Annotated in this window: 21 protein-coding genes; 6 read left to right on the top strand and 15 right to left on the bottom strand. The window is 33.7% G+C overall.

Features of this window, described 5'->3' with window-relative positions; translation table 11 throughout:
• Positions 1-333: 333 nt before the first annotated feature.
• Positions 334-1,572: an MFS transporter gene (locus tag ACQY29_RS05870; RefSeq protein ID WP_428224307.1), complete on the top strand. Its 1,239-nt coding sequence runs from the start codon at positions 334-336 to the stop codon at positions 1,570-1,572.
• 87 nt (positions 1,573-1,659) lie between these two features.
• Here the strand turns inward: ACQY29_RS05870 and ACQY29_RS05865 are convergent, their stop codons facing one another.
• The 4 genes from ACQY29_RS05865 to map form a co-directional block, all read right to left on the bottom strand.
• On the bottom strand, positions 1,660-4,539 hold the full coding sequence (locus tag ACQY29_RS05865; protein WP_428224306.1) for a DEAD/DEAH box helicase: 2,880 nt from the start codon (positions 4,537-4,539) through the stop codon (positions 1,660-1,662).
• Between the two features lie 98 nt (positions 4,540-4,637).
• On the bottom strand, positions 4,638-5,408 hold the full coding sequence (locus ACQY29_RS05860; protein WP_428224305.1) for a class I SAM-dependent methyltransferase: 771 nt from the start codon (positions 5,406-5,408) through the stop codon (positions 4,638-4,640).
• A 39-nt stretch (positions 5,409-5,447) separates the two neighbouring features.
• Positions 5,448-5,825, bottom strand: a complete 378-nt coding sequence (locus tag ACQY29_RS05855; RefSeq protein WP_428224304.1) for a GxxExxY protein — start codon at positions 5,823-5,825, stop codon at positions 5,448-5,450.
• A 39-nt stretch (positions 5,826-5,864) separates the two neighbouring features.
• A complete protein-coding gene (map, locus tag ACQY29_RS05850; RefSeq protein WP_428224303.1) occupies positions 5,865-6,689 on the bottom strand; it encodes a type I methionyl aminopeptidase in 825 nt (274 codons plus the stop codon).
• A 123-nt stretch (positions 6,690-6,812) separates the two neighbouring features.
• Between map and ACQY29_RS05845 the strand changes: the two genes are divergently transcribed.
• Positions 6,813-8,087 (top strand): acetyl-CoA hydrolase/transferase family protein, encoded by a 1,275-nt coding sequence (locus ACQY29_RS05845; RefSeq protein ID WP_428224302.1) that lies wholly within the window; start codon positions 6,813-6,815, stop codon positions 8,085-8,087.
• A 52-nt stretch (positions 8,088-8,139) separates the two neighbouring features.
• Here the strand turns inward: ACQY29_RS05845 and ACQY29_RS05840 are convergent, their stop codons facing one another.
• The 6 genes from ACQY29_RS05840 to rplM form a co-directional block, all read right to left on the bottom strand.
• Positions 8,140-8,778 (bottom strand): leucine-rich repeat domain-containing protein, encoded by a 639-nt coding sequence (locus ACQY29_RS05840; protein WP_428224301.1) that lies wholly within the window; start codon positions 8,776-8,778, stop codon positions 8,140-8,142.
• 168 nt (positions 8,779-8,946) lie between these two features.
• Positions 8,947-9,321, bottom strand: a complete 375-nt coding sequence (locus ACQY29_RS05835) for a hypothetical protein (protein WP_428224300.1) — start codon at positions 9,319-9,321, stop codon at positions 8,947-8,949.
• A 136-nt stretch (positions 9,322-9,457) separates the two neighbouring features.
• Positions 9,458-10,420 carry a translation elongation factor Ts gene (gene tsf / locus ACQY29_RS05830; protein ID WP_428224299.1) on the bottom strand — a complete coding sequence of 321 codons (963 nt, stop codon included), beginning with the start codon at positions 10,418-10,420 and terminating at the stop codon, positions 9,458-9,460.
• A gap of 138 nt (positions 10,421-10,558) precedes the next feature.
• Positions 10,559-11,317 (bottom strand): 30S ribosomal protein S2, encoded by a 759-nt coding sequence (rpsB, locus tag ACQY29_RS05825; RefSeq protein ID WP_428224298.1) that lies wholly within the window; start codon positions 11,315-11,317, stop codon positions 10,559-10,561.
• Positions 11,318-11,461: 144 nt separating this feature from the next.
• Positions 11,462-11,848, bottom strand: coding sequence for a 30S ribosomal protein S9 (rpsI, locus tag ACQY29_RS05820; protein WP_428224297.1), 387 nt, complete (start codon positions 11,846-11,848; stop codon positions 11,462-11,464).
• A complete protein-coding gene (gene rplM / locus ACQY29_RS05815) occupies positions 11,848-12,303 on the bottom strand; it encodes a 50S ribosomal protein L13 (RefSeq protein ID WP_428224296.1) in 456 nt (151 codons plus the stop codon). The genes rpsI and rplM overlap by 1 nt, the downstream gene beginning before the upstream one ends.
• A 242-nt stretch (positions 12,304-12,545) precedes the next feature.
• On the opposite strand from rplM, the gene ACQY29_RS05810 reads away from it, so the two are divergent.
• Genes ACQY29_RS05810 through ACQY29_RS05800 form a run of 3 tightly spaced genes read left to right on the top strand, consistent with a single transcriptional unit; the run spans position 12,546 to position 15,518 of the window.
• On the top strand, positions 12,546-13,289 hold the full coding sequence (locus ACQY29_RS05810) for a hypothetical protein (protein ID WP_428224295.1): 744 nt from the start codon (positions 12,546-12,548) through the stop codon (positions 13,287-13,289).
• Positions 13,279-14,331, top strand: coding sequence for a glycosyltransferase family 2 protein (locus ACQY29_RS05805; RefSeq protein WP_428224294.1), 1,053 nt, complete (start codon positions 13,279-13,281; stop codon positions 14,329-14,331). The genes ACQY29_RS05810 and ACQY29_RS05805 overlap by 11 nt, the downstream gene beginning before the upstream one ends.
• Positions 14,328-15,518: a hypothetical protein gene (locus ACQY29_RS05800; protein WP_428224293.1), complete on the top strand. Its 1,191-nt coding sequence runs from the start codon at positions 14,328-14,330 to the stop codon at positions 15,516-15,518. Before ACQY29_RS05805 ends, ACQY29_RS05800 begins: the two co-directional genes overlap by 4 nt.
• A 1-nt stretch (position 15,519) precedes the next feature.
• On the opposite strand, the gene ACQY29_RS05795 is transcribed toward ACQY29_RS05800, so the two are convergent.
• From ACQY29_RS05795 to polA, 5 genes are all read right to left on the bottom strand, one after another.
• A complete protein-coding gene (locus ACQY29_RS05795) occupies positions 15,520-16,320 on the bottom strand; it encodes a class I SAM-dependent methyltransferase (protein WP_428224292.1) in 801 nt (266 codons plus the stop codon).
• Complete coding sequence (locus ACQY29_RS05790; RefSeq protein WP_428224291.1) at positions 16,313-17,755, bottom strand: B12-binding domain-containing radical SAM protein; 1,443 nt, start codon at positions 17,753-17,755, stop codon at positions 16,313-16,315. Before ACQY29_RS05790 ends, ACQY29_RS05795 begins: the two co-directional genes overlap by 8 nt.
• The gene (locus ACQY29_RS05785) at positions 17,748-18,653 is read right to left on the bottom strand and encodes a nucleotidyltransferase domain-containing protein (protein ID WP_428224290.1); all 906 of its coding nucleotides are present in this window, start codon (positions 18,651-18,653) and stop codon (positions 17,748-17,750) included. The genes ACQY29_RS05790 and ACQY29_RS05785 overlap by 8 nt, the downstream gene beginning before the upstream one ends.
• A 113-nt stretch (positions 18,654-18,766) precedes the next feature.
• Complete coding sequence (locus ACQY29_RS05780; RefSeq protein ID WP_428224289.1) at positions 18,767-19,162, bottom strand: hypothetical protein; 396 nt, start codon at positions 19,160-19,162, stop codon at positions 18,767-18,769.
• A gap of 122 nt (positions 19,163-19,284) precedes the next feature.
• Positions 19,285-22,116 (bottom strand): DNA polymerase I, encoded by a 2,832-nt coding sequence (polA, locus tag ACQY29_RS05775; protein WP_428224288.1) that lies wholly within the window; start codon positions 22,114-22,116, stop codon positions 19,285-19,287.
• A 152-nt stretch (positions 22,117-22,268) separates the two neighbouring features.
• Here polA and ACQY29_RS05770 point away from each other — a divergent pair, with 152 nt between their 5' ends.
• Positions 22,269-23,504: a metallophosphoesterase gene (locus ACQY29_RS05770; RefSeq protein ID WP_428224287.1), complete on the top strand. Its 1,236-nt coding sequence runs from the start codon at positions 22,269-22,271 to the stop codon at positions 23,502-23,504.
• Positions 23,505-23,522: the final 18 nt, after the last annotated feature.

Raw genomic sequence — 23,522 nt, 5'->3', positions numbered from 1 at the left:
TAAAACTGCTAAAAAACTACATTTCATCGTTACAAAATAGCATTTTAAAGATAAATTTGTTAAAATTAAAAACCAACACAAACTGATTTTGTAGCTTTAGATATAGAAAAGTTGAAGACCCACGACTTTAAAATGTATTGAGCTGGAAATTGACATCAAACTACGATGTATATAGCAAATTTATGTTGCAGGTCTTTCTATTTTTTCCAGCTTTACTTGAATCCCTAATTTTGATTTTAAAATAGAAACAGCGTAAATGATTTTCATTTAGGCAGCACATACGTTATGATCCATTGGATCAAACTTGAATTATTAAAACTAAATAAACTAGCTATGATTGCACATTTTGTTAATGATTGTAAAAAACTACCTGTCGAGATTTGGTTTTTTGTCTTAATGACATTAATTAACCGCATGGGGGCTATGGTAGTTCCGTTCATGTCGAAGTACTTATACGAAGATTTGCATTTCACTTATGCTCAAATCGGTTCGGTGATGTTTTGTTTTGGGGTAGGTTCTATAGGAGGAACGTTTTTAGTAAGTCGATTAGCACGAACATATAGCGCTTACAAACTCATGGTATTAAGCATGCTATTAAATGGACTAATGCTTTTTTTACTTCGGTATACTAAAGATTTCTACATGCTTTGTGGTATGGTTTTTATTTTAAATGTATTTGCTGATATGTTTAGACCTTCCATGATTGCTACACTTAAAGAATACGTAAAAAAAGAAGAATTAATCATTTGTTTTTCTTTAATTCGATCTGCCACTAATTTTGGGTTCATCATTGCACCTTTGATCGCTGGATTTCTAATTCTTTACCAAGGTTATGATATGTTATTTGTAATTGACAGCATTTCATCCTTCATTGCTATTGGTTTTTTTGTCTATTTTGTAAAAGAAAAGAAACTATTGTATCAGATAAATTTAGTAAACATAAAGTCAGATCCATTTGTTTTCTTTAAAGATAAATTGTTGTTACTACATTGCTTAATTACTGTATTAACTGGTGTTGTCTTCTTTCAAATCTTCACAGTATTACCCTTGTATTACACAGATGTTTTAAAATTAGAAGTAATATTCAACACCTATGCACTCGTTTTCTACGGTTGTGTCTTGTTTTTATTTGAGGTGGCCTTGGTCTCGTTTATCAGAAGAAAAGGAGTACGAACTTTAAATGCAATTTTATACGGATTGCTAAGTATGGCTTTAGGTTACACCTTATTAATGGCATTTTCATCAGTTTACACAGTCTTTTTTGCCTTAATCTTCTTATCTTTTGGAGTGATGCTAACTTTCCCTTTTGCTACAGATTTTGTATTGGAACGAGCGTTTAAAAAACAAGAAGTTGAATTTATGTCTTACTTTCAGATGAGTTATGGTTTGGCACAACTTATAAGTGCAAAGTACAGTCAATTCCTTATAAGCGGATATGGATATGCAACAGACTTTGTAGTCAACGTAGTCATTGCTATTTTAGGCGCAGTCTTAACTTATTTCTTAATAATTAGCGTCATAAAAGAACGCAAACTGAAAAAACAAATGATTTCAGAAGCCGTATTTTCATAATTCTTATTTATGTAAAACAAAATCGAGTTTCATAACTTCAACTCGATTTTGTTTTGCATTATCCTAACTAAAACAATCAATCTTTGATTATTGCAACAAATAATCCAAATTATCACGAATAGCCTCAGGAATACTGCTTTCATCAATAATACTTTCAGAAAGCTCTTTTTTGTTTTCTTGTAATTTAAGAATTTTTTCTTCAATCGTGTTTTGCGTAATAAAGCGCACCACATTGACTTTGTTTTCCTGGCCTATGCGATGGGCTCTAGCTATCGCTTGCTTTTCGGCAAATGGATTCCACCAAGGGTCAAGAATAACAATATAAGAAGCTTTCGTTAAGTTGAGTCCTACACCACCTGCTTTGAGTGAAATAAAGAAAAACAAGGTACTCTCGTCCTCCTGAAATTGTTTCACTGCATTTTCGCGTGCGCCCGAAGCCGTACTTCCTGTTAGCGAGCAATAACGAATGTTGTTAGTCGCACACCAGTTTTCATAAAGTTCTAAATGACTGACAAACGAACTAAACACTAATGTCTTGCTTTTGGATTTGGCTAGCGTTTCTAAATAAGCCGTAACGTGTTCAAACTTTCCAGAATCCATGGCAGAATGAGGTTCTATCAGTTTCGGATGATTACTCCATTGACGTAATTTCATTAAAACGTTCAATACATGGATCGCGGAGGTGTTTTCATCGAGTTTTAATAAATAATTTCGTGCCTTCGATTTTTCCTCTTCGTAGTTTTTTTCTTGTTCCTCGCTCATTTCGCAAAGCACCACTTGTTCTATTACTTCAGGTAAATCTTTTAAAACTTCCGTTTTGGTTCTTCGTAAAATGTAAGGATTGATGATGTTTTTTAGCTCCTCAATTTTGGTTTCATCTTTATGCTTTTCGATGGGTTTTTTAAAATAATGTTCAAAAAAAGCATATTCCCCCAAAATGGAAGGATTTATAAATTGCATTTGCGACCATAAATCGGCTAAAGAATTTTCGATGGGCGTACCACTCAAAGAAATTTTATTATCCACCTGTAGCTGATTGATGGCTTTGAAAATTTTTGAATTTCTATTTTTAATCTGTTGGCTTTCATCCACAATTAAATAACGGAAATGCTGTTTTTCTAATAGCGCAATATCCCTGCTCAACACTGAAAAGCTGGTAAAAACAAGGTCGTAACGAGTGAGTTTTTTGCTGACTAATTTTCGGTCATTGCCCACATATTTGAGACAACTGAAATGGGGAGCAAATTTTTTAGCTTCGCTATACCAGTTAAAAACCAAGGATGAAGGTGCTACGATAAGCACTTTTAGTGGCTCACTTTGAGCTTCGGTACTGCTAAATAAATCAAAAGTAGCTATAGATGCAGGTGCTTCAGCTTTCAAATCCTCCTGAACGGCTATCAATAAAGCCAGCGTTTGCAAAGTCTTTCCTAATCCCATATCATCTGCTAGGCAAGCTCCAAGCCCATTGGCATAATGATTTAACAACCACTGCACGCCTTGCTGTTGATACGGACGCAAAGTAGCTTTTAGCGACGATGAAGGCTCATAAGTAAGGGTTTGTTTGATGGGGGCTTCGTTTTCTAAAGCCACATTTTCTAAATTTAAGTTTTGAAAATGACTTTTGGGCAATGCTATACTTCCATCGTTTCTTTTGGTGCCAAATTGTGCCAACGTTCCATAGGTTTTCATCCAAATCTTCGGAATAATAAAATAGGTATCATCGGGTAACAAGTACCACGGGTTCCCATTTTTGATATGCGAAATGATTTCTGAAAATGGAAAATGATGCGCCCCACAACGAATAGTCATTTTCAAATCAAACCAATCGGATTGCTCGTCACTTTGTAAAGCCAGTGTACTTTTCTTTAATTGGATTTTTTTTTGGTCAATATGAAATGTGGTTAAATCGAAACCTGCTTCTGTAAGCGCTTCATGGTTATCAATGACAAATTCTATGCACGCCATTGTTCCAGTGGCATTAGCAAGTGTGAAATTACCCTCTTTATTCTTTTCAAAACCAAAAGCTATGAGTTGGTTAGCAATTTCTTCCTCTTGTTCAAGATTTCTTTTGTGTTGAATTACCGAAACAGTATTATTTTCATCAAATGAAATAAAAGAATGTTGGTTTTTCTTCTGTGTGGTTTCAAAACAATAGCCCTCATAATCAAACACCAGTTGTAATACATATTGGGTGTTGAAAAAATCGTGACTACCTTTAAGACTAAAGTTGACGATGTTATTTTTGCTGATTATCTCAAAACCATCGGTAGTAACATCGGCTTTTTTTATAATATCATTAATAAAAGTCTTGAAATACGTTTCTTCAATGCGTTTTGGAATGTGTACGGTTTCGTTTTTTAGGAATGGCTTTAATTTTAAGCCATCAATATCAGAAATTGTTACCAATTGTTTGTTCCAAATTGCCCAACAGGGAAATTGATTGATAATGGTAAGTTCTTCTTTTGAAGGAACTATTTTTGTCTCGTTATCGAGTAGCGTTAGTGTGTAATCTATCCCCACTTCATGTTTAGAAAAATGCAATTGCGGTTTTAAAACAATTTCTGAAAAAGTAACTTGATGATGATAAAATTCTTTTTTGCCTCGTAAGTCTATACTCAAAGGGAGTTCTAATTTTTGAGTTAATTCCAATAATTCATTTCCTTTGCGATTGAGGTATTCTTGTAAAATATTCTTTACAGTTTTGTCTTCTTTGAGTAACGCTAACGAGGTGTTTTTTTTGTTTTTAGTTAATTTTTTTAAGATGGTTTCCGTTTTCAAATCATATACGAGATTCCAAATTTTTTCCTCGTCATGATTAATCGTTTTACCCACACTTTTTACGGTTTCTTCGTTGGCAATTTTGAAAACATATAATGGCGGTTTAGTAATATCAACCAGATATAGCGAAGGAATCCAACGGTCTTCATCAGCATTCCACGAAAAATCTATGGCTAAAGAAATTGACATATAATACGTAGGTTAGTAGTGTTTTAGTTTAAAAAGGAGGAATCCCAATTTTTAAATTATGAGATTCCTCCTTAGTAGTGGTTTTATTTTGGAGCAATTTATTTATAACAAACTGGGATGATTTCTCCTGGAGCTAAACAATATTTTTCAACTAAAGTAGCCCCTAGTTTTTTAGTATAGTCTACTTCTTCTACTCGAAAACCGATGCTTCTTAATTTGTCAAAATAGTCCATCCCATATACACGCACATGGTCGTACTGACCAAATATTTTGGCGCGTTCCTTAGCGTCGGTAATACTGTCGTCACTAAAGGTAGTTGCTCGTGAATAATCTTGTGGAATTTGGAAAATCCCCATGCCTCCAGGTTTCAGCACACGATACAATTCCTGCATGGCTTTAGTGTCATCAGGAATATGTTCTAGTACGTGATTGCAAAATATAATATCGTAGGTGTTGTCTTCAAAGGGTAAATTACAGATGTCGGCTTTTACATCGGCTAAAGGCGAAAACAAATCGGTAGTTGTGTACTGAATGTTGTTTTGTTTTTTGAAGCGTTTGTAAAACTCTTGTTCTGGGGCAAAATGAAGCACTTTTTTCTGCATAGAGGCAGTAAAAAAATCGGTTTCATTTTGTAAATACAACCACAACAAACGGTGTCTTTCTAACGAAAGTGTACTTGGTGAAAGCACATTGTTACGCTGATTTCCGTAGCCATAAGGCAAAAACATACGGAAACTCTTCCCATCTATAGGGTCGGTAAAACGATTTCCTTTTAGCAAAAAGGCTAAAATAGGACGCACGATAAAACTAATTCTGATAAGAATTGGTCTCGGAACGATATTTAAAATTAATTTGAATATTTTTTTCATAAATTTTGAACACTAATTTCACGAATTAGCACGAATTAATTATAAAACTATTCTTTGGTATTTTAAGCTGTCTTCTCCGAAGTTAACTAGTATTCCAAGTTTGCATTTAGAAGCAGCCAAATAATTTAATACTTGTTTTGTTTCACTTGAGGATAAAGTTTGAATAGCTTTGATTTCTAATATGATATCATTGTAAATTGTAAAATCAGCAAAATAATAGCTAGATAATGGGATACCCTTATATTCTACCGTGTATTTTTTTTCACGTTCAAATGGAATATGATTTAATTTGAATTCGATTTCTAAAGCATCACCATATACTTTTTCACTATGACCTTTCCCAAGAAAATTATGGACTTCCATGCAAAGACCTATAATTTCATAAGCTTCTTCTTTATAAATCAAATCTCTGTGCATAAATCATTAGTGTAAATTCGTGAAATTCGTGTTTTTACATTATATCGCAAACGGAGTTGCTCTAAATTCGTTTTCTTCAGTGCTTTCAATGCCTAGTGCTTTATAGATATAAGCAAAAGTGGATAACAATTCAGGTTTTCCGTCTACAATGGCTACATCATGTTCAAAATGAGCAGAAGGTTTACCATCAGCAGTGGTAATGGTCCATCCGTCTTTGTGTTGTTTGATGTTTTTTGTTCCCATATTAATCATAGGTTCAATAGCCACGACCATACCTTCTTGGATTAATTTACCACGTCCTTTTTTGCCATAGTTAGGCATTTCAGGAGCTTCGTGCATGGTACGTCCTAATCCGTGACCCACAAGCTCGCGAACCACTCCATAACCATGACTTTCACAATATTTTTGAATAGCATGCCCCACATCTTCGGTACGGTTGCCTGCTTTTAATTCGCGGATACCTACGTATAAAGATTCTTTGGTTGTTTTAAGTAACATTTTGGTCGCTAAAGCCACTTCACCCACCTCAAAAGTATAGGCATGGTCACCATAAAATCCATTTTTTAGCGCGCCACAGTCTACCGAAATAATATCCCCATCTTCAAGAGGTTTGTCGGTAGGGATTCCGTGAACAACTTGTGCATTTGGACTCATACACAAACTGTTTGGAAAACCATACATCCCTAAGAAAGCAGGAGTGGCTCCGTGGTCTCTAATAAAGGTTTCGGCTAATTTATCTAAATACAAAGGGGTAACGCCCGGTTTGATTTCTGAGGCTACCATTCCTAAAGTTTTTGAAACAATTAAAGCACTTTCGCGCATTAATTCGATTTCTTCACGTGTTTTTATAATTATTTTACTCATCTGCTTAAAAGTAAGTGTGCAAAAATACAATATTAGTTTAATTTATTTATACTAAATTAGAGATGAGATTTGTCATTTTTTAGCAATGTTTCTCAAAGTACCTTTGATTAAAATTTTTAGGTTATGGGCAAATATGTTTCGGCAGCAGAGGCTGTCAAAGTTGTAAAATCAGGCGATAGAGTTTATGTACAAGCAGCTGCGGCTACCCCCAGTGTACTTACCAACGCACTAGCGTCACGCGCCTCAGAGTTAGTGAACGTTGAAATCTGTCATTTGCATACGGAAGGAGAGGCTTTATATGCTAAACCCGAGTTAGCTCGCAGTTTTCATGTAAATTCTTTTTTTATAGGTACTAATGTGCGTCATACATTAAAAGCAGGAAACGGTTCTTACACACCAGTTTTTTTGAGTGAATTACCAAATTTATTCCGTAAACGTGTGGTTGTCCTAGATGTGGTTTTTATCCACGTATCACCTCCAGACAAACATGGGTATTGTTCGTTGGGAACATCAGTAGAAGCTACTTTGGCAGCTATCGAACAAGCTAAAATAGTCATTGCTCAAGTAAATCCGCAAATGCCAAGAACTTTTGGCGATGGCATTCTACATGAAACCGAAATTGATTATATGGTGGAAGTAAATCAACCGATTTTTGGGCATGAAGTGGCACCAATATCTGTAGAGGAAGCCAAAATAGGAGCCTATGTAGCCAGTTTGATTGAAGATAAAAGTACGCTTCAAATGGGCATAGGGTCCATACCAAACGCGGTATTAGCACAATTAACCCAGCACAAAGATTTAGGACTGCACACAGAAATGTTTAGCGATGGCGTGATAGATTTGATTGAAAAGAATGTCATCAATTGTAACTACAAAGGGATTTTACAAGGAAGAGCTTTAGCGACCTTTTTAATTGGGTCACAACGGTTATACGATTTTGTGAATGACAATCCATTTATTGAGATGAAAGAATCATCGTTTGTAAATGACACGGCTCGAATTCGCAAAAACAAACGAATGATTGCCATCAATTCTGCCATTGAAGTTGATTTGACGGGGCAGGTTTGTGCTGACTCCATTGGTATGCAAATGTACTCAGGTGTTGGTGGGCAAATGGATTTTATTCGTGGTGCGTCATTAAGCGAAGGCGGTAAAGCTATCATTGCCTTACCTTCTGTAACTAAAAGAGGTGAAAGTCGCATTGTTCCTTTTTTAAAGCAAGGTGCAGGAGTAGTAACCACACGTTCGCATGTGCAATATATTATTACTGAAAATGGTATTGCAGATTTATACGGAAAAATGTTGAAACAACGCGTAAATGAAATGCTTAAAATTGCACATCCGATGCATCAAGAGCGTATTGAAAAAGAATATTCCTTAGCATTGAAAAGTATATAAATGCTTATTGAAAACGAAAGCAAGAGCAAGTCAAAAAAGACTTGCTCATTTTTTATAATTTAATAGCAAAACCAAAATTAATATCTTGTTGTCCTAAGAATTGAGGTGGTATTCTATAATTTTTTGATTGTACCGATTGTAAATGAGGCAACTCTTTGATGGGCACAGGAATTTTTCGGATACTTTTTTGATGTACCGCCAGTTCTTCTAAATGGGTAAGTTTTGAAATGTTTTCAGGTAAATTTTGTTCTTCTATAGTGACTAAGTGTAGTCTTTTTAAATTTGGAAGTAAGGCTAATGCACCTATAGTTTTTTCTAAATTTACAAGCGAACTATGGTCTAGGCGTAATTCTTCCAGTTGTTGAAGATTAGTAAAACTATCAGGTAATTGGGTCAACTCATTTCCACTTAAATCTAAAAATTTCAAATTAGCTAAGGCTTCGATGCCCTTTGGTAGTTCCTTCAAATGGTCGTTTTTAAAGCTTAAAAATTCTAAATTTTTGAATTTTGACCAATCGAAATTCTCAAAACTGATTTGTTGCCCTTCCAAAGAGAGTTTGTGTACTTCTGTTGGCGATTTAGAAGCTTCCTCTAATGATTGGAATACTTTTTTAGCATTTATTTCTTGAGCAATTGCTGAAATTGTAAAGCATGCGAGAAGTACGTAACCTATTTTAAGTATCGCTTTCATGATGTACGGATTTTATACTTAAATTTACGATATTTTTTTTTCAAAAAACTGAAAAAGAGTCATTTAAAAACACAATCCAAATTACTCATTCATATACAATGCTATAGCAACTAAAAAAGCACAGACTTCAACAATCTGTGCTTTCTAACCTTGCAATCAAAAACTTAATTACATTTTTTTTGTAATATCTTTTTTGTATTTATTTAATAATGCTTTCGTCATACCTAAGTTCGCTTTTGTAGAATCTACCGCTAAATAAATAAAATACTCATTATTTTCTGCAATATCAATAATATGAATTTGTGATTTCAAATTAATCATAATATCTTCTATATGCTCATCTAAGCCCAAAGCATTGATCGCATTTAATTTTGCTTTAACCACCTCTAGATTGAAGGCAGAAGCTAATTCAGGATCAAAATTAGGGTCTGCTGACAAAGTAAAATAAGAAATTCCACTTTTAATTTCTGCCACGGCCACAGCTATAAAACCAGGCACGTTACTTTTAAGGTCTTCTCCGAATTGTTTTAAAAAATCTGACATAGTTTATTTGATTATTAGTTAGTATTAGTGTATAATCAAATATAAGAAAAAACTTTAAATATCAAAGAAAAAATTAAACTATTAAAAAACAAAAAAAGCCCCACAAGGGAGCTTTTTTTATGTTATTTAAGATTGATTATCCTAAAGAAACTCTTTTGAAACCAGTGATTTCAACATTGAATCCTTTAACGTAATCACCTACTTTTTTGCTATCTTCTTTGATGAAGTTTTGATCTAATAAAGCTTTTTCTTGATCTAAAGTAGTGTTATCAGAGATAAAACGTTGGATTTTTCCAGGGATGATTTTGTCCCAAATTTGCTCTGGTTTACCTTCTGCTTTTAATTCCGCTTTAGCATCTTCTTCAGCTTGCTTTAAAACTTCTTCAGTTAATTGAGAGTAAGAGATGTATTTAGGAACATTTTTCAATGTTTTTCCTAAACGAGCAGCTTCTTCATTTTCTTTTTCAATGATTGCAATACGAGCAGCTAATTCAGACTCAACAAAAGCAGGATCAAAATCTTTGTAAGATAATGTATCAGCTCCCATTGAAGCTACTTGCATAGAGATGTCTTTAGTCAAAACATCAGCATTAGCGATTGGAGAAGTAATTGCAGTTAAAGCAGCAATTTTGTTTACGTGAACGTAAGAACCAACGTAAGCGCCTTCTAAAATTTCGAAACCACCGATTTCGATTTTCTCTCCAATTACACCAGTTTGCTCGATTAACTTCTCAGCTACAGTGATTCCACCGAAATCTGAAGCTAATAATTCTTCTTTAGTAGAAAAGTTAATTGCTTTTTCAACTAAATCTTTAGCTAAAGTTACGAAAGCTTCGTTTTTACCTACGAAGTCAGTTTCACAGTTTAAAGTAAGGATAGCTCCTTTAGTGTTATCAGCATTAACAAAAGAAACAGCAGCCCCTTCAGAAGACTCACGGTCAGAACGGTTAGCAGCAACTTTTTGTCCTTTTTCTCTAAGGATTTGTATCGCTCTGTCGAAATCTCCTTCAGCCTCAACTAAAGCTTTTTTACAGTCCATCATTCCGGCACCTGTAGATTGTCTTAATTTATTTACGTCTGCAGCAGTGATTGTTGACATAATATAGTGTGTTTTTAATTTTAATTTTTGTTAAAAGTAAAAAATTCCAATCTTCAAATCCCAAATTCCAATTTTAACAAATCATCAAGAATGATAATTTTTTGGAACTTGGAATTTTAGATTGGAATCTTAAATTTATTATTCTTCAGAAGCTGTAGCGGCAGGAGCTGCTTTTGCTTCTTCAGTTGCTTCTACTTCTTTTTCTGAAGTTCTGTTAGACAAACCTTCAGTAATAGCTGTAGTTACTAATGATAATACTTTATCGATAGATTTAGAAGCGTCATCATTTGCAGGGATAACATAATCAACTTGACGAGGGTCAGAGTTAGTATCAACCATTGCAAATACTGGAATGTTTAATTTTTGAGCTTCTTTTACTGCGATGTGTTCAGCTTTGATATCTACTACGAATAATGCAGCAGGTAATCTTGACATATCAGCGATAGACCCTAAGTTTTTCTCTAACTTAGCACGTAAACGCTCGATTTGTAATTTTTCTTTCTTAGAAAGTGTGTCAAATGTACCGTCTTTCTTCATTCTGTCGATAGAAGCCATTTTCTTAACAGCTTTACGGATCGTCACGAAGTTAGTTAACATACCACCTGGCCATCTTTCAGTGATGTAAGGCATGTTAGCCGCTTTTGCTTTTTCAGCAACGATATCTTTTGCTTGTTTTTTGGTAGCAACGAATAAAATCTTTCTACCTGAAGCAGCAATTTTTTTCAAAGCTTCGTTAGCTTCTTCAATTTTAGCTGCAGTTTTGTATAGGTTGATAATGTGGATACCATTACGCTCCATGTAGATGTAAGGAGCCATGTTTGGGTCCCACTTTCTAGTCATGTGTCCGAAGTGAACACCTGCTTCTAGTAATTCTTTAACTTCTACTTTATTTGCCATTTTGTAATAGTTTACGTTCTGTTGAATTAGCAATGGTTGAGTAGCGATTGTCTCGGTCTAAACCATTTAGATGCTAAACTAATCTCCGGCCACAGCGCGGAAAAGCAACAATAACTTAGGTTTTTTAATAAATAATAATAAATATTAACGTTTAGAGAATTGGAATCTCTTACGAGCTTTCTTCTGACCGAATTTCTTACGCTCAACCATACGAGGGTCACGCGTTAATAAACCTTCTGGTTTTAAGATAGCTCTGTTTCCTTCACCTACTTCACACATAGCACGAGCAATAGCCATACGAACAGCTTCTGCTTGACCTGTAGTACCACCACCATAAACATTAACTTTTACGTCAAAGTTAGTAGCGTTTTCAGTCATTGCCATAGGTTGCATTACTTTATACTGTAATGTTGCAGTAGGGAAGTAAGCATCAAATGCTTTTTTGTTAACTGTGATGTTTCCTGTTCCTTCAGTAACATACACACGTGCCACAGCACATTTTCTTCTACCGATTTTGTGAATAACTCCCATTACTTAAGATCGTTTAGATTAACGGTTTTAGGTGTTTGAGCCGCATGTTTGTGCTCTGAACCTACATTTACACTCAAATTACGGAATAATTGAGCACCTAATTTGTTTTTAGGCAACATTCCTTTTACTGCTTTTTCTACTAATAATGCAGGATTTTTTTGTTGCATTACTTTAGCAGTAGTAAATCTTTGTCCTCCTGGGTAACCTGTGTGACGAACGTATACTTTGTCGTCTAATTTGTTACCTGTTAGGTTGATTTTTTCTGCGTTGATAATAATAACATTATCTCCACAGTCCACGTGTGGTGTATAACTTGGTTTGTACTTACCTCTTAAAAGCATAGCAACTTTAGAAGCAAGACGACCTAAGTTATGACCCTCAGCGTCTACAACAATCCACTGTTTGTCAGCAGTAGCCTTGTTAGCCGATACTGTCTTGTAGCTTAATGTGTTCACAATAATTACTTTTTAATTAAACATTCCATTCCCAATTAAGGGAGTGCAAAAGTACAATTATTTATTTATAAACCAAACAGCTTGATACATTTTCTTTCTTATTGCTTTTCAAACACTTGCATTAACCAACAGCTTAGTTATCAAAAAAAAGCAACTTATCAGAATAGAATATTCTAAAACAATCTACTTAAAGTAATTTATTTTGAACTAATTTTAGATTCACAAACCAAGGATAAGCCAACATGCTAAAAGTAAAAAACTTAATTTCTTCTGAAAAACCCATTTTAGATGCCGTACAACTCGTGCGTTGGAAATTAGAATCGAATAGTTATAACTTTAAAGACTTACCCAAGACTGCTATTTTAAGTATTAATCGCTCATTTCTTACCCTAGGTCAACGTGTACTTTCTAAAAAACTAAAAGGTCTTTCAGGACACAATTACCTGCTCAATGCTAATTATATTTTTTGTTGTGAATTCGGGAAAGGAGCCCCAAGCATAACGACACTTATGGAAGAATTAAGGTGTTTTGGGGTAATGAATTTTATCTTCTTAGGATATGCAGGAACGATACAAACTATAGACAGTAAAGAACTTTGCATCGTAAAATCAACATTCAGTACTACTGGCTGTTCATTTCTATATAGCGCAGAAGAAAATATCGCTTCCAATTTTAATTCTTGGTTATTAAAATTAAAAGAACACTTAAATTTAGAAGAAACTGTATGCTGGAGCACAGATGCACCTTTAAGAGAAACCCCTACTTTGGTAAATTATTTTCACAACAAAGGTGCCAAACACATTGATATGGAATGCGCAGCAGTATATGCATTTGCTACTTTTCATAATTTAAATGCCTTATGCCTTGTCGCCCCAGCAGATACTATTCACAACATGCAGTGGACACCCCCAACGAATTTACCTAAAATAAACAGACAAATGAAATCGGTTGTCCAAAAAATTTTGAATTTCAAACATGAAAATTAATACTCCACTGTTCTCAATTATTGTAATTTTTTTCGATGAAGAAGAATTACTAACACGCTGTTTAGACTCGGTAAGAAATCAAAGTTTTCAGGATTTTCAACTTATTTTAGTTAATGACGGTTCGACAGACAATTCATTAACAATTACCAAGTCCTACCATTCATTTTTCAAAAATATAGATATCGTCACTTTAACAAATTCTGGACATGGAAAAGCACGCAATGAAGGAATGAAATTAGTACGCGGTAAATATGTTACTTTTTTGGACGCGGATGATGAATTTTGTAGCACCGCTTTAGAATTATTTGCAAAACAGATTCAAGAAACAAATGCTGATCTAGTAATTTCAGATTTTCACTCAATTGATGAAAATCTGAAAAATTCTTTAAAAACGAAATGGCTTTCGAGTTATAAATCGCAAATGAGTTCTGAAGATGTTTTGAAGATTTTATATTATGGCGGATTAACAGAACCTGTGTGGGCAAAAGCATTCAAAACAAGTATCGTAAATAAAATCGATTTTAAAGAAAATATGCTGTTTGAGGATAGATGTTTTGTTATAGAAGCTATTTTAAAATCAAACTCAGTAAGTTTTTTAGGGAAAAAGCTTGTATACAATTATCGAAGACCCAATTCGTCTACCAGAAAAACTCTTGACAAAAAAAGAATAACAGATGCTTATCATTTATTTTTAAACGAAAGAGACCTCTTGATTCAATATACTATTTTTGATCAATACAAAACCCAAGTTTACAAGAACGCGCTAGATTACCTGATGGACACCTATATTATTATGCTAGTCGATTCAGAAAGAATTATCAATTTGAATGAACTGAGAGCACATTTCAGCAACACTTTCAGTAACTATATTTTAAATTTAAAATCTGATAATATACACTTTTCTCTTAAAAACAGAATTGCAATAGTCCTCCTACAACTTCCTAACTCGCTAGGCTGGAAAATGACAAATTTACTGATTAAAGCACTCAAAAAAAGAAGGCATAAACAGATCGAGATTATTAAAAACAGTGTTAACAAATGAATTCATTTTACCCTATCATAAAAAGGTTTAGTTTATTAACCCTTGCACAGGCGCTAATAACACTATTCCCCTTAACACTTTATTTTTTACTCCTCAATCGGATCGAAATTATCCATATTGGAGCAGTTTTTTCGTGGCAAACCACCTTCATAATCTTAGCTTCATTAAGTAATTACAATTTTCCTTTAAATTTAATTCCTATAAGTAAAAAAATAAAAGAGAGTCCTTTGACATTAAACATTTACTTGAACAGATGTTTTAGCCTTAGAATGTTTTTTTTCATTTTGCTTTTTTTACCCATTTTAATACTCTTGCCAATACTTCCTAATATTGCGCTTTATTCTAGCTTTTTACTACTAGGGAAACTTTTCAATCCTTCTATTTTTCTGACTACATTAGCAAAAAGCAAACAACTATTTATCTTTAACTTCCTTACCAAATTTTTTGCCCTAATTGGCGTTTATTTTTTAATACAGAATAATAATTGGTATTGGACAAATTTTATTATAGGCTTTGCTGAATTAGCAGTTTCCATAGGGATTTGTATTCATTTGCGTTGGCAATTTAATTTCAAAATTGAAGGATTCTGGAAAACAATCACATATTTAAAACAAGAAAAAAAGGTTTTTTTTATACAATGCGTACACTGCTTAATAGTCTTTTTGACTATTCCCTTAACTCATCTTTTCTACGGCCCCTATGTAGCAGGAGTAGTATCTCTTGCAGATAAATTATTATCCGTTGTAAAAAACATCTCAGGAAGTTTATTTTTCACCATTTTACCTAATTTTGAAATCTCCAACAATGATTATAAAAAACAACTACTGACTAGATTAAACAAACTCCTTTTTGGGATGTGCTGCCTAGGATATTTCATTTCTATAATATTAATTCAGTACAATTCGAACTTTATAAATGACAAATTTACTCACAATGACAGCATCCCTTTTTTGCATGTAATCATTTTAACTGGATTCCCAATCATACTAGTAACTCCTTATCAAATTTTAAGTTTTAAAATAAAGAATAACAAGAATATATTCACAATCTCGTTGAAACAAATTGCGATACAAATTTTAGGCTTAATAATTCTAGGAAATTTATGGGGTATTTTAGGCATAGCATTTTCAATTTTAGCTCACGAATTCATAACTTTCTATTTATACAAAAATGAACAAAACACTTAACTCATTTTTTTTTGAAAGTTATGATATAATAATCCCCTATACCAATAGGGAAAACTTTCATTTTTAACATAAATGAATCTATACGTATTAACAATCGTATCAATTTTGAGTATTTTGTTATTGCAGTATGATTAACCGAAGGGAAAAACAAACCCAGATTTTCAGAGCTAACATAATCAAAATTCTCCATCATTACTTCTTTTACTTTTTTAGGCGTATGATAATGAGTCTGAACTTTTTCACCTTCAACATTCGCCAATGTTCCATCTTTCTTAAAACGAATCAGGGCACGTCTAAATTTACCCGTCAACAAATACACCCAATCCCAAGGATAATATTTCCCCATAATTACGAAGGTTACAAAAGCTTGATCCGATAAAACATTTTTTAAACCCTCTGCTACTTTGGATAATTCGTTAGTACAATTTAACCCTCCAAAATTTGAAAACACATAATCAAAACTGCCTTCTAAAGTATCTAGATTTAAAAAAGAACATTTTTTGAAATTCAAATTTAAAATCCCTTCTTCTTTGGCTTTAGCTTCAACATGGGTTTTTGCACCATAGGCAATATCTGTAGCCAAAACAGTATAGCCTTGTTTTGCAAAATACAAAGCATCGATTCCACTACCCGAGTTCAATTCCAATATACGTTGTTCAGGTTTTAAAAAACGATCTATATGGCTATATAATTGATTGCGCATCGTCCGATCAATTATATTAGATCGACTAAGCTCTTCATAATGACTATAAATTTTCGAAAACCCGCTCGCTACTGCCTTTTCTTGTACTGAATTACTCATTTGCTAGTCTTTTCAAAATAAGTTTATCTATAAAAGCGCTTGGATAATAATATGCTAATTTTAAAATTGGTAGAATTCGTATTCTTTTAAAATCATACTGACCTATCGCTTTCACCCCTTGAGATTTCCTAAATTCTTTATGCACATAACGTTGAAGTTTTCTATAATAGTTGGAATTGTATGTTCCTTGGAACATGATTTCAAAATCATCTGAATCTGTCCAATTTGCTTTTAGTTTTAAATCATCTTTTACTTTTTCATGAAATTTTGTGCCAGGTAAAGGATAAGAAACGGAAATTCCAATATTGTCAGGACATAATTCTTTGACCATCGCTATGGTTTTTTGAATGTCTTCTTGTGTTTCTTCCAAAAATCCAAATTGTAAAAAGAAAGCAATTTTTACTTTTTTTGCTTTTAAAATATGGGATGCTTTGTGTATTTCTTCGACAGTAATACCTTTATCCATAGCATCTAAAATCTTTTGCGAACCACTCTCAGCACCTACCCAAACTTCTTCTAGACCAGACTCTGCTAGCGCATCTATCGTATCTTCTTTTAAGAGTAAATCGACGCGACTTTGGATAAAGTATTTAATTTTTAGCTTTTTTTCTTTAAGGAGCACATTAAATTGTTGTGACCAATTCGGTTTCAAACCGAAAATATCATCACACATCCAAAAACGCGTAACGCCAAATGTCTTTTTTAAATATTCAATTTCATTGACAATATATTCCACTGAATGTGCATTGTATCGATTGCCATATATAGGTTTTGCACACCAATTGCATTTATATGGACAACCTCTGGTTGTTGCAATATTTAAAGTGAATTGCTGCCCGCTATTTTTCCAAATAGCTTTATAGGCATCCATAGCAACTAAATCCCAAGCAGGTAATGGTAATTCGTCTAAGTTTTGCAGTACTGTTCTTGCTTTGTTTTTTTGAAATGTTTCTCCTTTTTTAAAAACAATCCCTTCAATTTGATCTGTTAATTCGTTTTTTTCTAATGAATGAATTAATTCGAGTAAAGAGTGTTCTCCTTCTCCTTGTATGATATAGTCAGCTCCTATGTTTAGATATTTTTCATAATGATCTGTTGCATCTGAACTGTTAACAATAATAATGCAGTTGTTTTTTTTTCCTAATTTAATCATTTCAAAACACGCCTCTCTCATGTTAGTCAAACACATTTTGGTTAGATAATTAAATCCATCATCGAAAATAACTAAGTACTTAGGTTTTTGATTTTCTAAGATAGAGGAAATTTCATAGGGATTGTCTCTAAGATTGGTATCAAACAAATTTATATCATAGCCATTTTTTCGTAACAATGCAGCAGCATACAATGTGCCTAAAGGAGGAAAAGGTGTTTTGTTTTTCCATTGTTTAGGGTCTAATTTGTAGTAATAAGAATGTGAAAATAGAATTTTAGGCATGTTCCAATGGAAATTCGATATTATGTTTTTCTTTAACCTCTTTATAATCCAAATTGAGTTTGTCAATGACTTTTTTTTGGTAATTTGACGGGTGATGTTTTGAAACTTCTTTTGAAGATTTGAAGGCTAATTCAAAATCTTCAGAAGTCATTTTATTTTGATATTTTAATTTCCAAAAATTAAAAATGATTTTAAAGGAAATAGTTTCCAACCAATCACCGAGTACGTTATTAGTTAGTTTTTCAAATGCGCTTCGAAAATATGTTTTGTTGCTTGTAAGCAATTTATCTATTGTGATTTTTTTGTTTGGATAAAATTGTTTGTACCAATTATTGATTTCAAAAAAATCATTCAAGATAGTTCCTTGCATAGGAATCATGGTGGCAATTTCGGTGGCCGTAAATCTATTTTTGTCTTTTATTTCTAAAGCATGGTTACTGACAAGGTAATTGATGCAAAAAAACTTTTTTGAATTGAATAAGAAAGTTTTTTTGTAAACCATTAAAATCATTTTACAGAACCAAAGTCTATTCTTTTGTGTGATGATGAAAAAATCTATGTCACTGTCTTTGTCGAAATACCCTTTTGACAACGAACCGGAAATAGCAACACCTTCAATAAACGGAAAATATTTAAATATAAATTCTGCCTTTTGTTTGGCAATTTTCATGACTTTTTTCGCTTCAAGATTTCCCTTTCTTCTTTTCTTAATGTTATTTTGGTTAAGATGCAGATGATAGAATTCTTCTGTTTTTTGAATGATTTGTTTGCTCAAAGCATTTTGTAATTCTAATTGTAAATGCTTTATGTCTTCTAAAGATGAAAAATGAAAGATTTCCTCCTCTGTCAAAGGATGTTGAAAAAGATTAAAGTAAAGTAAAGGTTGTAAAATTTTCAATTTTGGTTCGTTTAGTTCAAATTTAAAAAAAATAAACTTTCGATAGAGTTCATTGAAAATTTAGTTTCAATTTTAACATATTTCAGCGCTAAATGAGCAAACCTTTTTTCTTTTTACCAAAAAAAGAAAAAAAGTATTACAAATACTAGTAACACAACGGGTCTATAATATCTTTGAAACGCTGCTTTTTTGGTATACCCGTCTTTTTCTAATTCCCATGAAAATAAAAACAAAAAAACTTCACTCCAATCAATAAAAGCCTGTTCAGGGGCTAATGTAAAAAAGGAAAATTTTTCATTGGCAAGTTTTGAGGCTTCTATTCTTTCTTTTTTATTTTCTAAATAGCGGACTTGACGAATTTCTTTAGCTTCAATTTTGCGGATTATGATTTCTTCTTGTGCAATTTTTACGGCTTTTTCATTCCATTTATGGGGAGAAGCAACAATAGAGGCTATTTCCTTATTGCTTCTGCTTCGTATCGGTGGTTTAAAATCATCTGTTAAAATCAAATGGCAAACTTTTAAATAACAATAATCCATTTCAAAGAAGTGCTTAAATGCAAAGAATGCGCACAAAGCGCACCAAGCACCTTATTCAAAAATCATAAATCAAATATCACAACTCTAAAATCCTAGTGTGCTTCTAGCCAGTTTTTACCCACACCCATTTCAACTTCTAACGGTACCGCCATTTGAAAGGCATTCTCCATTTCTTGTTTAATCATAGGTTGGATAGTTTCAAGCTCCGAGTTGTGAACATCAAAAACTAATTCGTCATGTACTTGCAGCAACATTTTTGATTTCCAATTTTCCAATTTTAATCGCTTATGAATATTAATCATGGCTATTTTGATAATATCTGCCGCACTACCTTGTATAGGAGCATTCACCGCATTTCGTTCAGCAGCACCACGCACCACTGCGTTGGCAGAATTAATATCTTTCAAATAACGGCGTCTACCCGAAATGGTTTCTACATAGCCATGTTCACGAGCAAAATCGACTTGGTCAGACATATAGGCTTTTAATTTAGGATAAGTTTGATAGTAGGCATCAATCAACTCTGCACTTTCTTTACGAGACAAAGAAGTTTGATTCGAAAGTCCAAAGGCTGACACTCCATAAATAATTCCAAAATTCACCGTTTTTGCATGGCTACGTTGTTCCTTAGTCACTTCTTCTAAAGCCACATTAAACACTTTAGCAGCGGTACTGCGGTGAATGTCTTCTTTATTTTGAAAAGCAGCTATCATATTATCTTCCCCCGAAAGTGCTGCGATGATACGCAATTCAATTTGTGAATAATCGGCAGAAAGCAAGGTGTAGTTTTCATCACGTGCTATAAAAGCTTTACGAATTTGACGACCTCTTTCAGTACGAATAGGAATATTTTGCAAATTCGGATTATTAGAACTCAAACGCCCAGTAGCCGCTACAGTTTGCATATAATCGGTATGCACACGCTTGGTTTTAGCATCTACTTGCGCAGGTAATGCATCTACATAAGTACTCTTGAGTTTCACCAATTGACGCCATTCTAGGATATCTCGAACGATTTGATGGTCGTTAGCCAAGTAACTTAATATTTCCTCACCCGTAGCATATTGCCCCGTTTTGGTCTTTTTTTGTTTAGCGCCTCCAATTTGTAATTTATCAAACAGTATGTCGCCCAACTGTTTTGGAGAGGCTAAATTGAATTTCTCTCCCGCCTGTTCGTAAATGCTATTTTCGAAGGTATCAATTTCTTGTTGCATCTCTACCGACATGGTTTTTAAGAAATCTTCATCCAAGTTTATTCCTTCGCGCTCCATATCAGCAAGTACTTGAACCAACGGAATCTCAATTTCATCGAAAAGCTTCTTGGTACCTACTTTTTCTAAAATGGGCTGAAAATGTTCTTTCAATTGAAAAGTCACATCAGCATCTTCCACAGCATATTCTTTGATGTCTTCTAAAGCCACTTGACGCATCGACAATTGGTTTTTCCCTTTTTTGCCAATTAAAGTTTCTATAGATTTCGGACTGTACTTCAAATACGTTTCAGAAAGCACATCCATATTATGACGCATATCTGGATTTATCAAATAATGCGCAATCATAGTATCAAACAATGCCCCTTGAACCGTTATGCCATAGTTTGCTAAGATTTTTAAATCGTATTTTATATTTTGACCAATTTTTGTAATGTTTTCATTCTCAAAAAAAGGTTTGAATTTATGAATCAATTCTTGTGCTTCCTCTTGATTTTCAGGAAATGGAATATAAAATCCTTTCCCTTTTTCCCAAGACAATGCCAGTCCAACTAATTCGGCATTGATAGCATCTATACCCGTAGTTTCTGTATCAAAACAAACGGCGGTTTGTTGTGCCAAGTTTTGCAACAATAAGTTCGTTGGTAAATTTCCTTGAACGATTTGATAAAAATGCGAAGTGTTTTCCAAAGAAGCATACTGAAACCCTGCTGTAGGTTGGTCATTTTCTTCGTCTGAAAACCCAAATAAATCCATTTGATTTTCCGGTGTTTTTTTAACCGAAGCCTTCTTACCATTTGCGGTATCAGTTCCCCCTTCGGTGGTTAGGGGGCTTGCATATAACTTATCAAACTGCGCTTTCATTTGACGGAATTCCAATTCTTGGAACAACGCATCGGTTTTTTCAACATCAGGTTTGGAAAGTTCAAAAGCTTCTTCATCAAACTCAACCGGGCAATCTAATAAAATGGTAGCTAATTTTTTGGATAAAATGCCTTTTTCCTTGTTGTTTTCAATATTCTCCTTCATTTTCCCTTTGAGCTTATCGGTATTTGCCAAAAGGTTTTCCATAGAACCATATTCTGCTAATAATTTCTTAGCTGTCTTTTCACCCACACCTGGTAATCCGGGAATATTATCCACTGCATCGCCCATCATTCCAAGGAAATCAATGACTTGCAAAGGGTCTTCCACTTCAAACTTAGCTTTTACTTCTTCTACGCCCCAAACCTCAATGTCACCTCCTGCACGCGCTGGACGATACATAAAAATATTTTCAGAAACCAATTGCCCGAAATCCTTATCGGGGGTCACCATAAAAACCTGATAACCTTGTTTTTCAGCTTTTTTAGCTAAGGTTCCTATCAAATCGTCTGCTTCAAAACCTGCCACCTCGATAATAGGAATATGCATAGCATGCAAAAGCTCCTGAATATAAGGCACCGCAATTTTAATTGCTTCAGGGGTTTCATCGCGATTAGCTTTATAATCGGTAAACATTTCTAAACGGTAATCACTTCCTCCTTTATCAAAAGCAACCGCCAAATGGTCTGGTTTTTCACGCTTGATAACATCCATCAACGAATTCATAAAACCTATAATTGCGGAAGTATCTAATCCTTTTGAATTGATTCTTGGATTTTTGATAAATGCGTAATAACCTCTAAAAATCAAGGCATACGCATCAAGAAGGAATACACGTTTTTGTGACATAATAAATAGTAAATTTATAACTGAATCTGATTCAGATTGAAGTGTAAAAATAAACAATCGAAGCGGATGTAAAATCGTAAATCGTTAAAAATTGATTAATAAAAACTTAAGTTGCTGAGTTTCTTTGTTACTTTGCTAAAAAAATAAAAAAAATGTTAGCCCGATTTGTCATCTTAGCTGTTATACTTTTCTTTATTGAGCTTTATGCCCTACAAGCCTTTCGTACATTGTTAAAATCAAAATGGGTTTTGTGGCTCTATGCCTTACTGAGTATATTGGCATATGTCTATATTTTTTACACTATTTTCAATTTTGACCGAAAAGTGGGGCAAACCAAACAGAGTTTGTTCGCATTAGGATTATTACTTACAATTTATTTACCCAAAATCATCTTAGGCTTGCTAATGCTAGGTGAAGATATGTTTCGTTTTCTGTCGGGGGTTACTAATTATTTTATTGAATACGACAATCGCAATACGTTTCTACCCGAAAGAAGAAGGTTTATTAGTCAAATAGCTATAGGCTTAGCGGCTGTACCTTTTCTTTCACTCCTGTATGGAGTTACAAAAGGGAAATATAATTTCAAAGTTTTCAAACAGGTGCTAACTTTTCCTGATTTGCCCGATGCTTTTGATGGTTTTACACTTACCCATATATCGGATATACATTCTGGAAGCTTCGATAATGCTGAAAAAATCAATTATGCAGTTGATTTAATTAACGCACAACAATCGGATGTTTTGTTGTTTACGGGTGATATTGTCAATGCTAAAGCAGAAGAAATGCATCCATGGATTGACACTTTTAATCGTTTAAATAAACCTACTTTTGGTAAATATTCGGTTTTAGGAAATCACGATTATGGCGCATATTTAGAATGGGAATCAGAAGAAGCAAAAGCCAAAAATTTTGAAGACATCAAGGATTTGCACCGTCAAATTGACTTTAAATTGTTACTTAATGAACATATTAAAATAAAAAAAGACGACCAAGAAATTGCATTGGTTGGTGTAGAAAACTGGGGCAAACATTTTGGTTCGATGGGCGATGTTAACAAGGCTTCGGAAGGGCTGTCAGATAAAGATTTCAAAATTTTAATGAGTCACGACCCTAGTCATTGGGAAGAAATTGTAAAACATCATTTCAAACATTTCCAGCTTACCTTGAGCGGACATACACACGGCATGCAGTTTGGTATTGAAATTCCTGGTTTTTTCAAATGGAGTTTAGCCCAGTATATGTACAAACAATGGGCGGGTTGTTACGAATTTTTAGGTCGTTACATTTATGTAAATCGCGGTTTTGGGTTCCATGCTTATCCTGGTCGTGTAGGGATTATGCCTGAAATTACAGTGATTGAATTAAAAAAAGCTGAAAAATTAGCGTAATTCGTTAAAAATAGTATA

Origin of the sequence: Flavobacterium sp. (genome assembly GCF_965262375.1) — a bacterium.
In the GTDB taxonomy this organism is placed as follows: Bacteria; Bacteroidota; Bacteroidia; order Flavobacteriales; family Flavobacteriaceae; genus Flavobacterium.
The sequence above is the reverse complement of the archived record's forward strand: the minus strand, read 5'-3'. Positions and strand labels throughout refer to the sequence as shown.

Excerpts from the sequence above, each read along its gene's own strand:
- ACQY29_RS05870 (WP_428224307.1), top strand. The coding sequence starts at position 334 with ATGATTGCACATTTTGTTAATGATTGTAAAAAACTACCTGTCGAGATT.
- ACQY29_RS05865 (WP_428224306.1), bottom strand. The coding sequence starts at position 4,539 with ATGTCAATTTCTTTAGCCATAGATTTTTCGTGGAATGCTGATGAAGAC.
- ACQY29_RS05860 (WP_428224305.1), bottom strand. The coding sequence starts at position 5,408 with ATGAAAAAAATATTCAAATTAATTTTAAATATCGTTCCGAGACCAATT.
- ACQY29_RS05855 (WP_428224304.1), bottom strand. The coding sequence starts at position 5,825 with ATGCACAGAGATTTGATTTATAAAGAAGAAGCTTATGAAATTATAGGT.
- map (WP_428224303.1), bottom strand. The coding sequence starts at position 6,689 with ATGAGTAAAATAATTATAAAAACACGTGAAGAAATCGAATTAATGCGC.
- ACQY29_RS05845 (WP_428224302.1), top strand. The coding sequence starts at position 6,813 with ATGGGCAAATATGTTTCGGCAGCAGAGGCTGTCAAAGTTGTAAAATCA.
- ACQY29_RS05840 (WP_428224301.1), bottom strand. The coding sequence starts at position 8,778 with ATGAAAGCGATACTTAAAATAGGTTACGTACTTCTCGCATGCTTTACA.
- ACQY29_RS05835 (WP_428224300.1), bottom strand. The coding sequence starts at position 9,321 with ATGTCAGATTTTTTAAAACAATTCGGAGAAGACCTTAAAAGTAACGTG.
- tsf (WP_428224299.1), bottom strand. The coding sequence starts at position 10,420 with ATGTCAACAATCACTGCTGCAGACGTAAATAAATTAAGACAATCTACA.
- rpsB (WP_428224298.1), bottom strand. The coding sequence starts at position 11,317 with ATGGCAAATAAAGTAGAAGTTAAAGAATTACTAGAAGCAGGTGTTCAC.
- rpsI (WP_428224297.1), bottom strand. The coding sequence starts at position 11,848 with ATGGGAGTTATTCACAAAATCGGTAGAAGAAAATGTGCTGTGGCACGT.
- ACQY29_RS05810 (WP_428224295.1), top strand. The coding sequence starts at position 12,546 with ATGCTAAAAGTAAAAAACTTAATTTCTTCTGAAAAACCCATTTTAGAT.
- ACQY29_RS05805 (WP_428224294.1), top strand. The coding sequence starts at position 13,279 with ATGAAAATTAATACTCCACTGTTCTCAATTATTGTAATTTTTTTCGAT.
- ACQY29_RS05800 (WP_428224293.1), top strand. The coding sequence starts at position 14,328 with ATGAATTCATTTTACCCTATCATAAAAAGGTTTAGTTTATTAACCCTT.
- ACQY29_RS05795 (WP_428224292.1), bottom strand. The coding sequence starts at position 16,320 with ATGAGTAATTCAGTACAAGAAAAGGCAGTAGCGAGCGGGTTTTCGAAA.
- ACQY29_RS05790 (WP_428224291.1), bottom strand. The coding sequence starts at position 17,755 with ATGCCTAAAATTCTATTTTCACATTCTTATTACTACAAATTAGACCCT.
- polA (WP_428224288.1), bottom strand. The coding sequence starts at position 22,116 with ATGTCACAAAAACGTGTATTCCTTCTTGATGCGTATGCCTTGATTTTT.
- ACQY29_RS05770 (WP_428224287.1), top strand. The coding sequence starts at position 22,269 with ATGTTAGCCCGATTTGTCATCTTAGCTGTTATACTTTTCTTTATTGAG.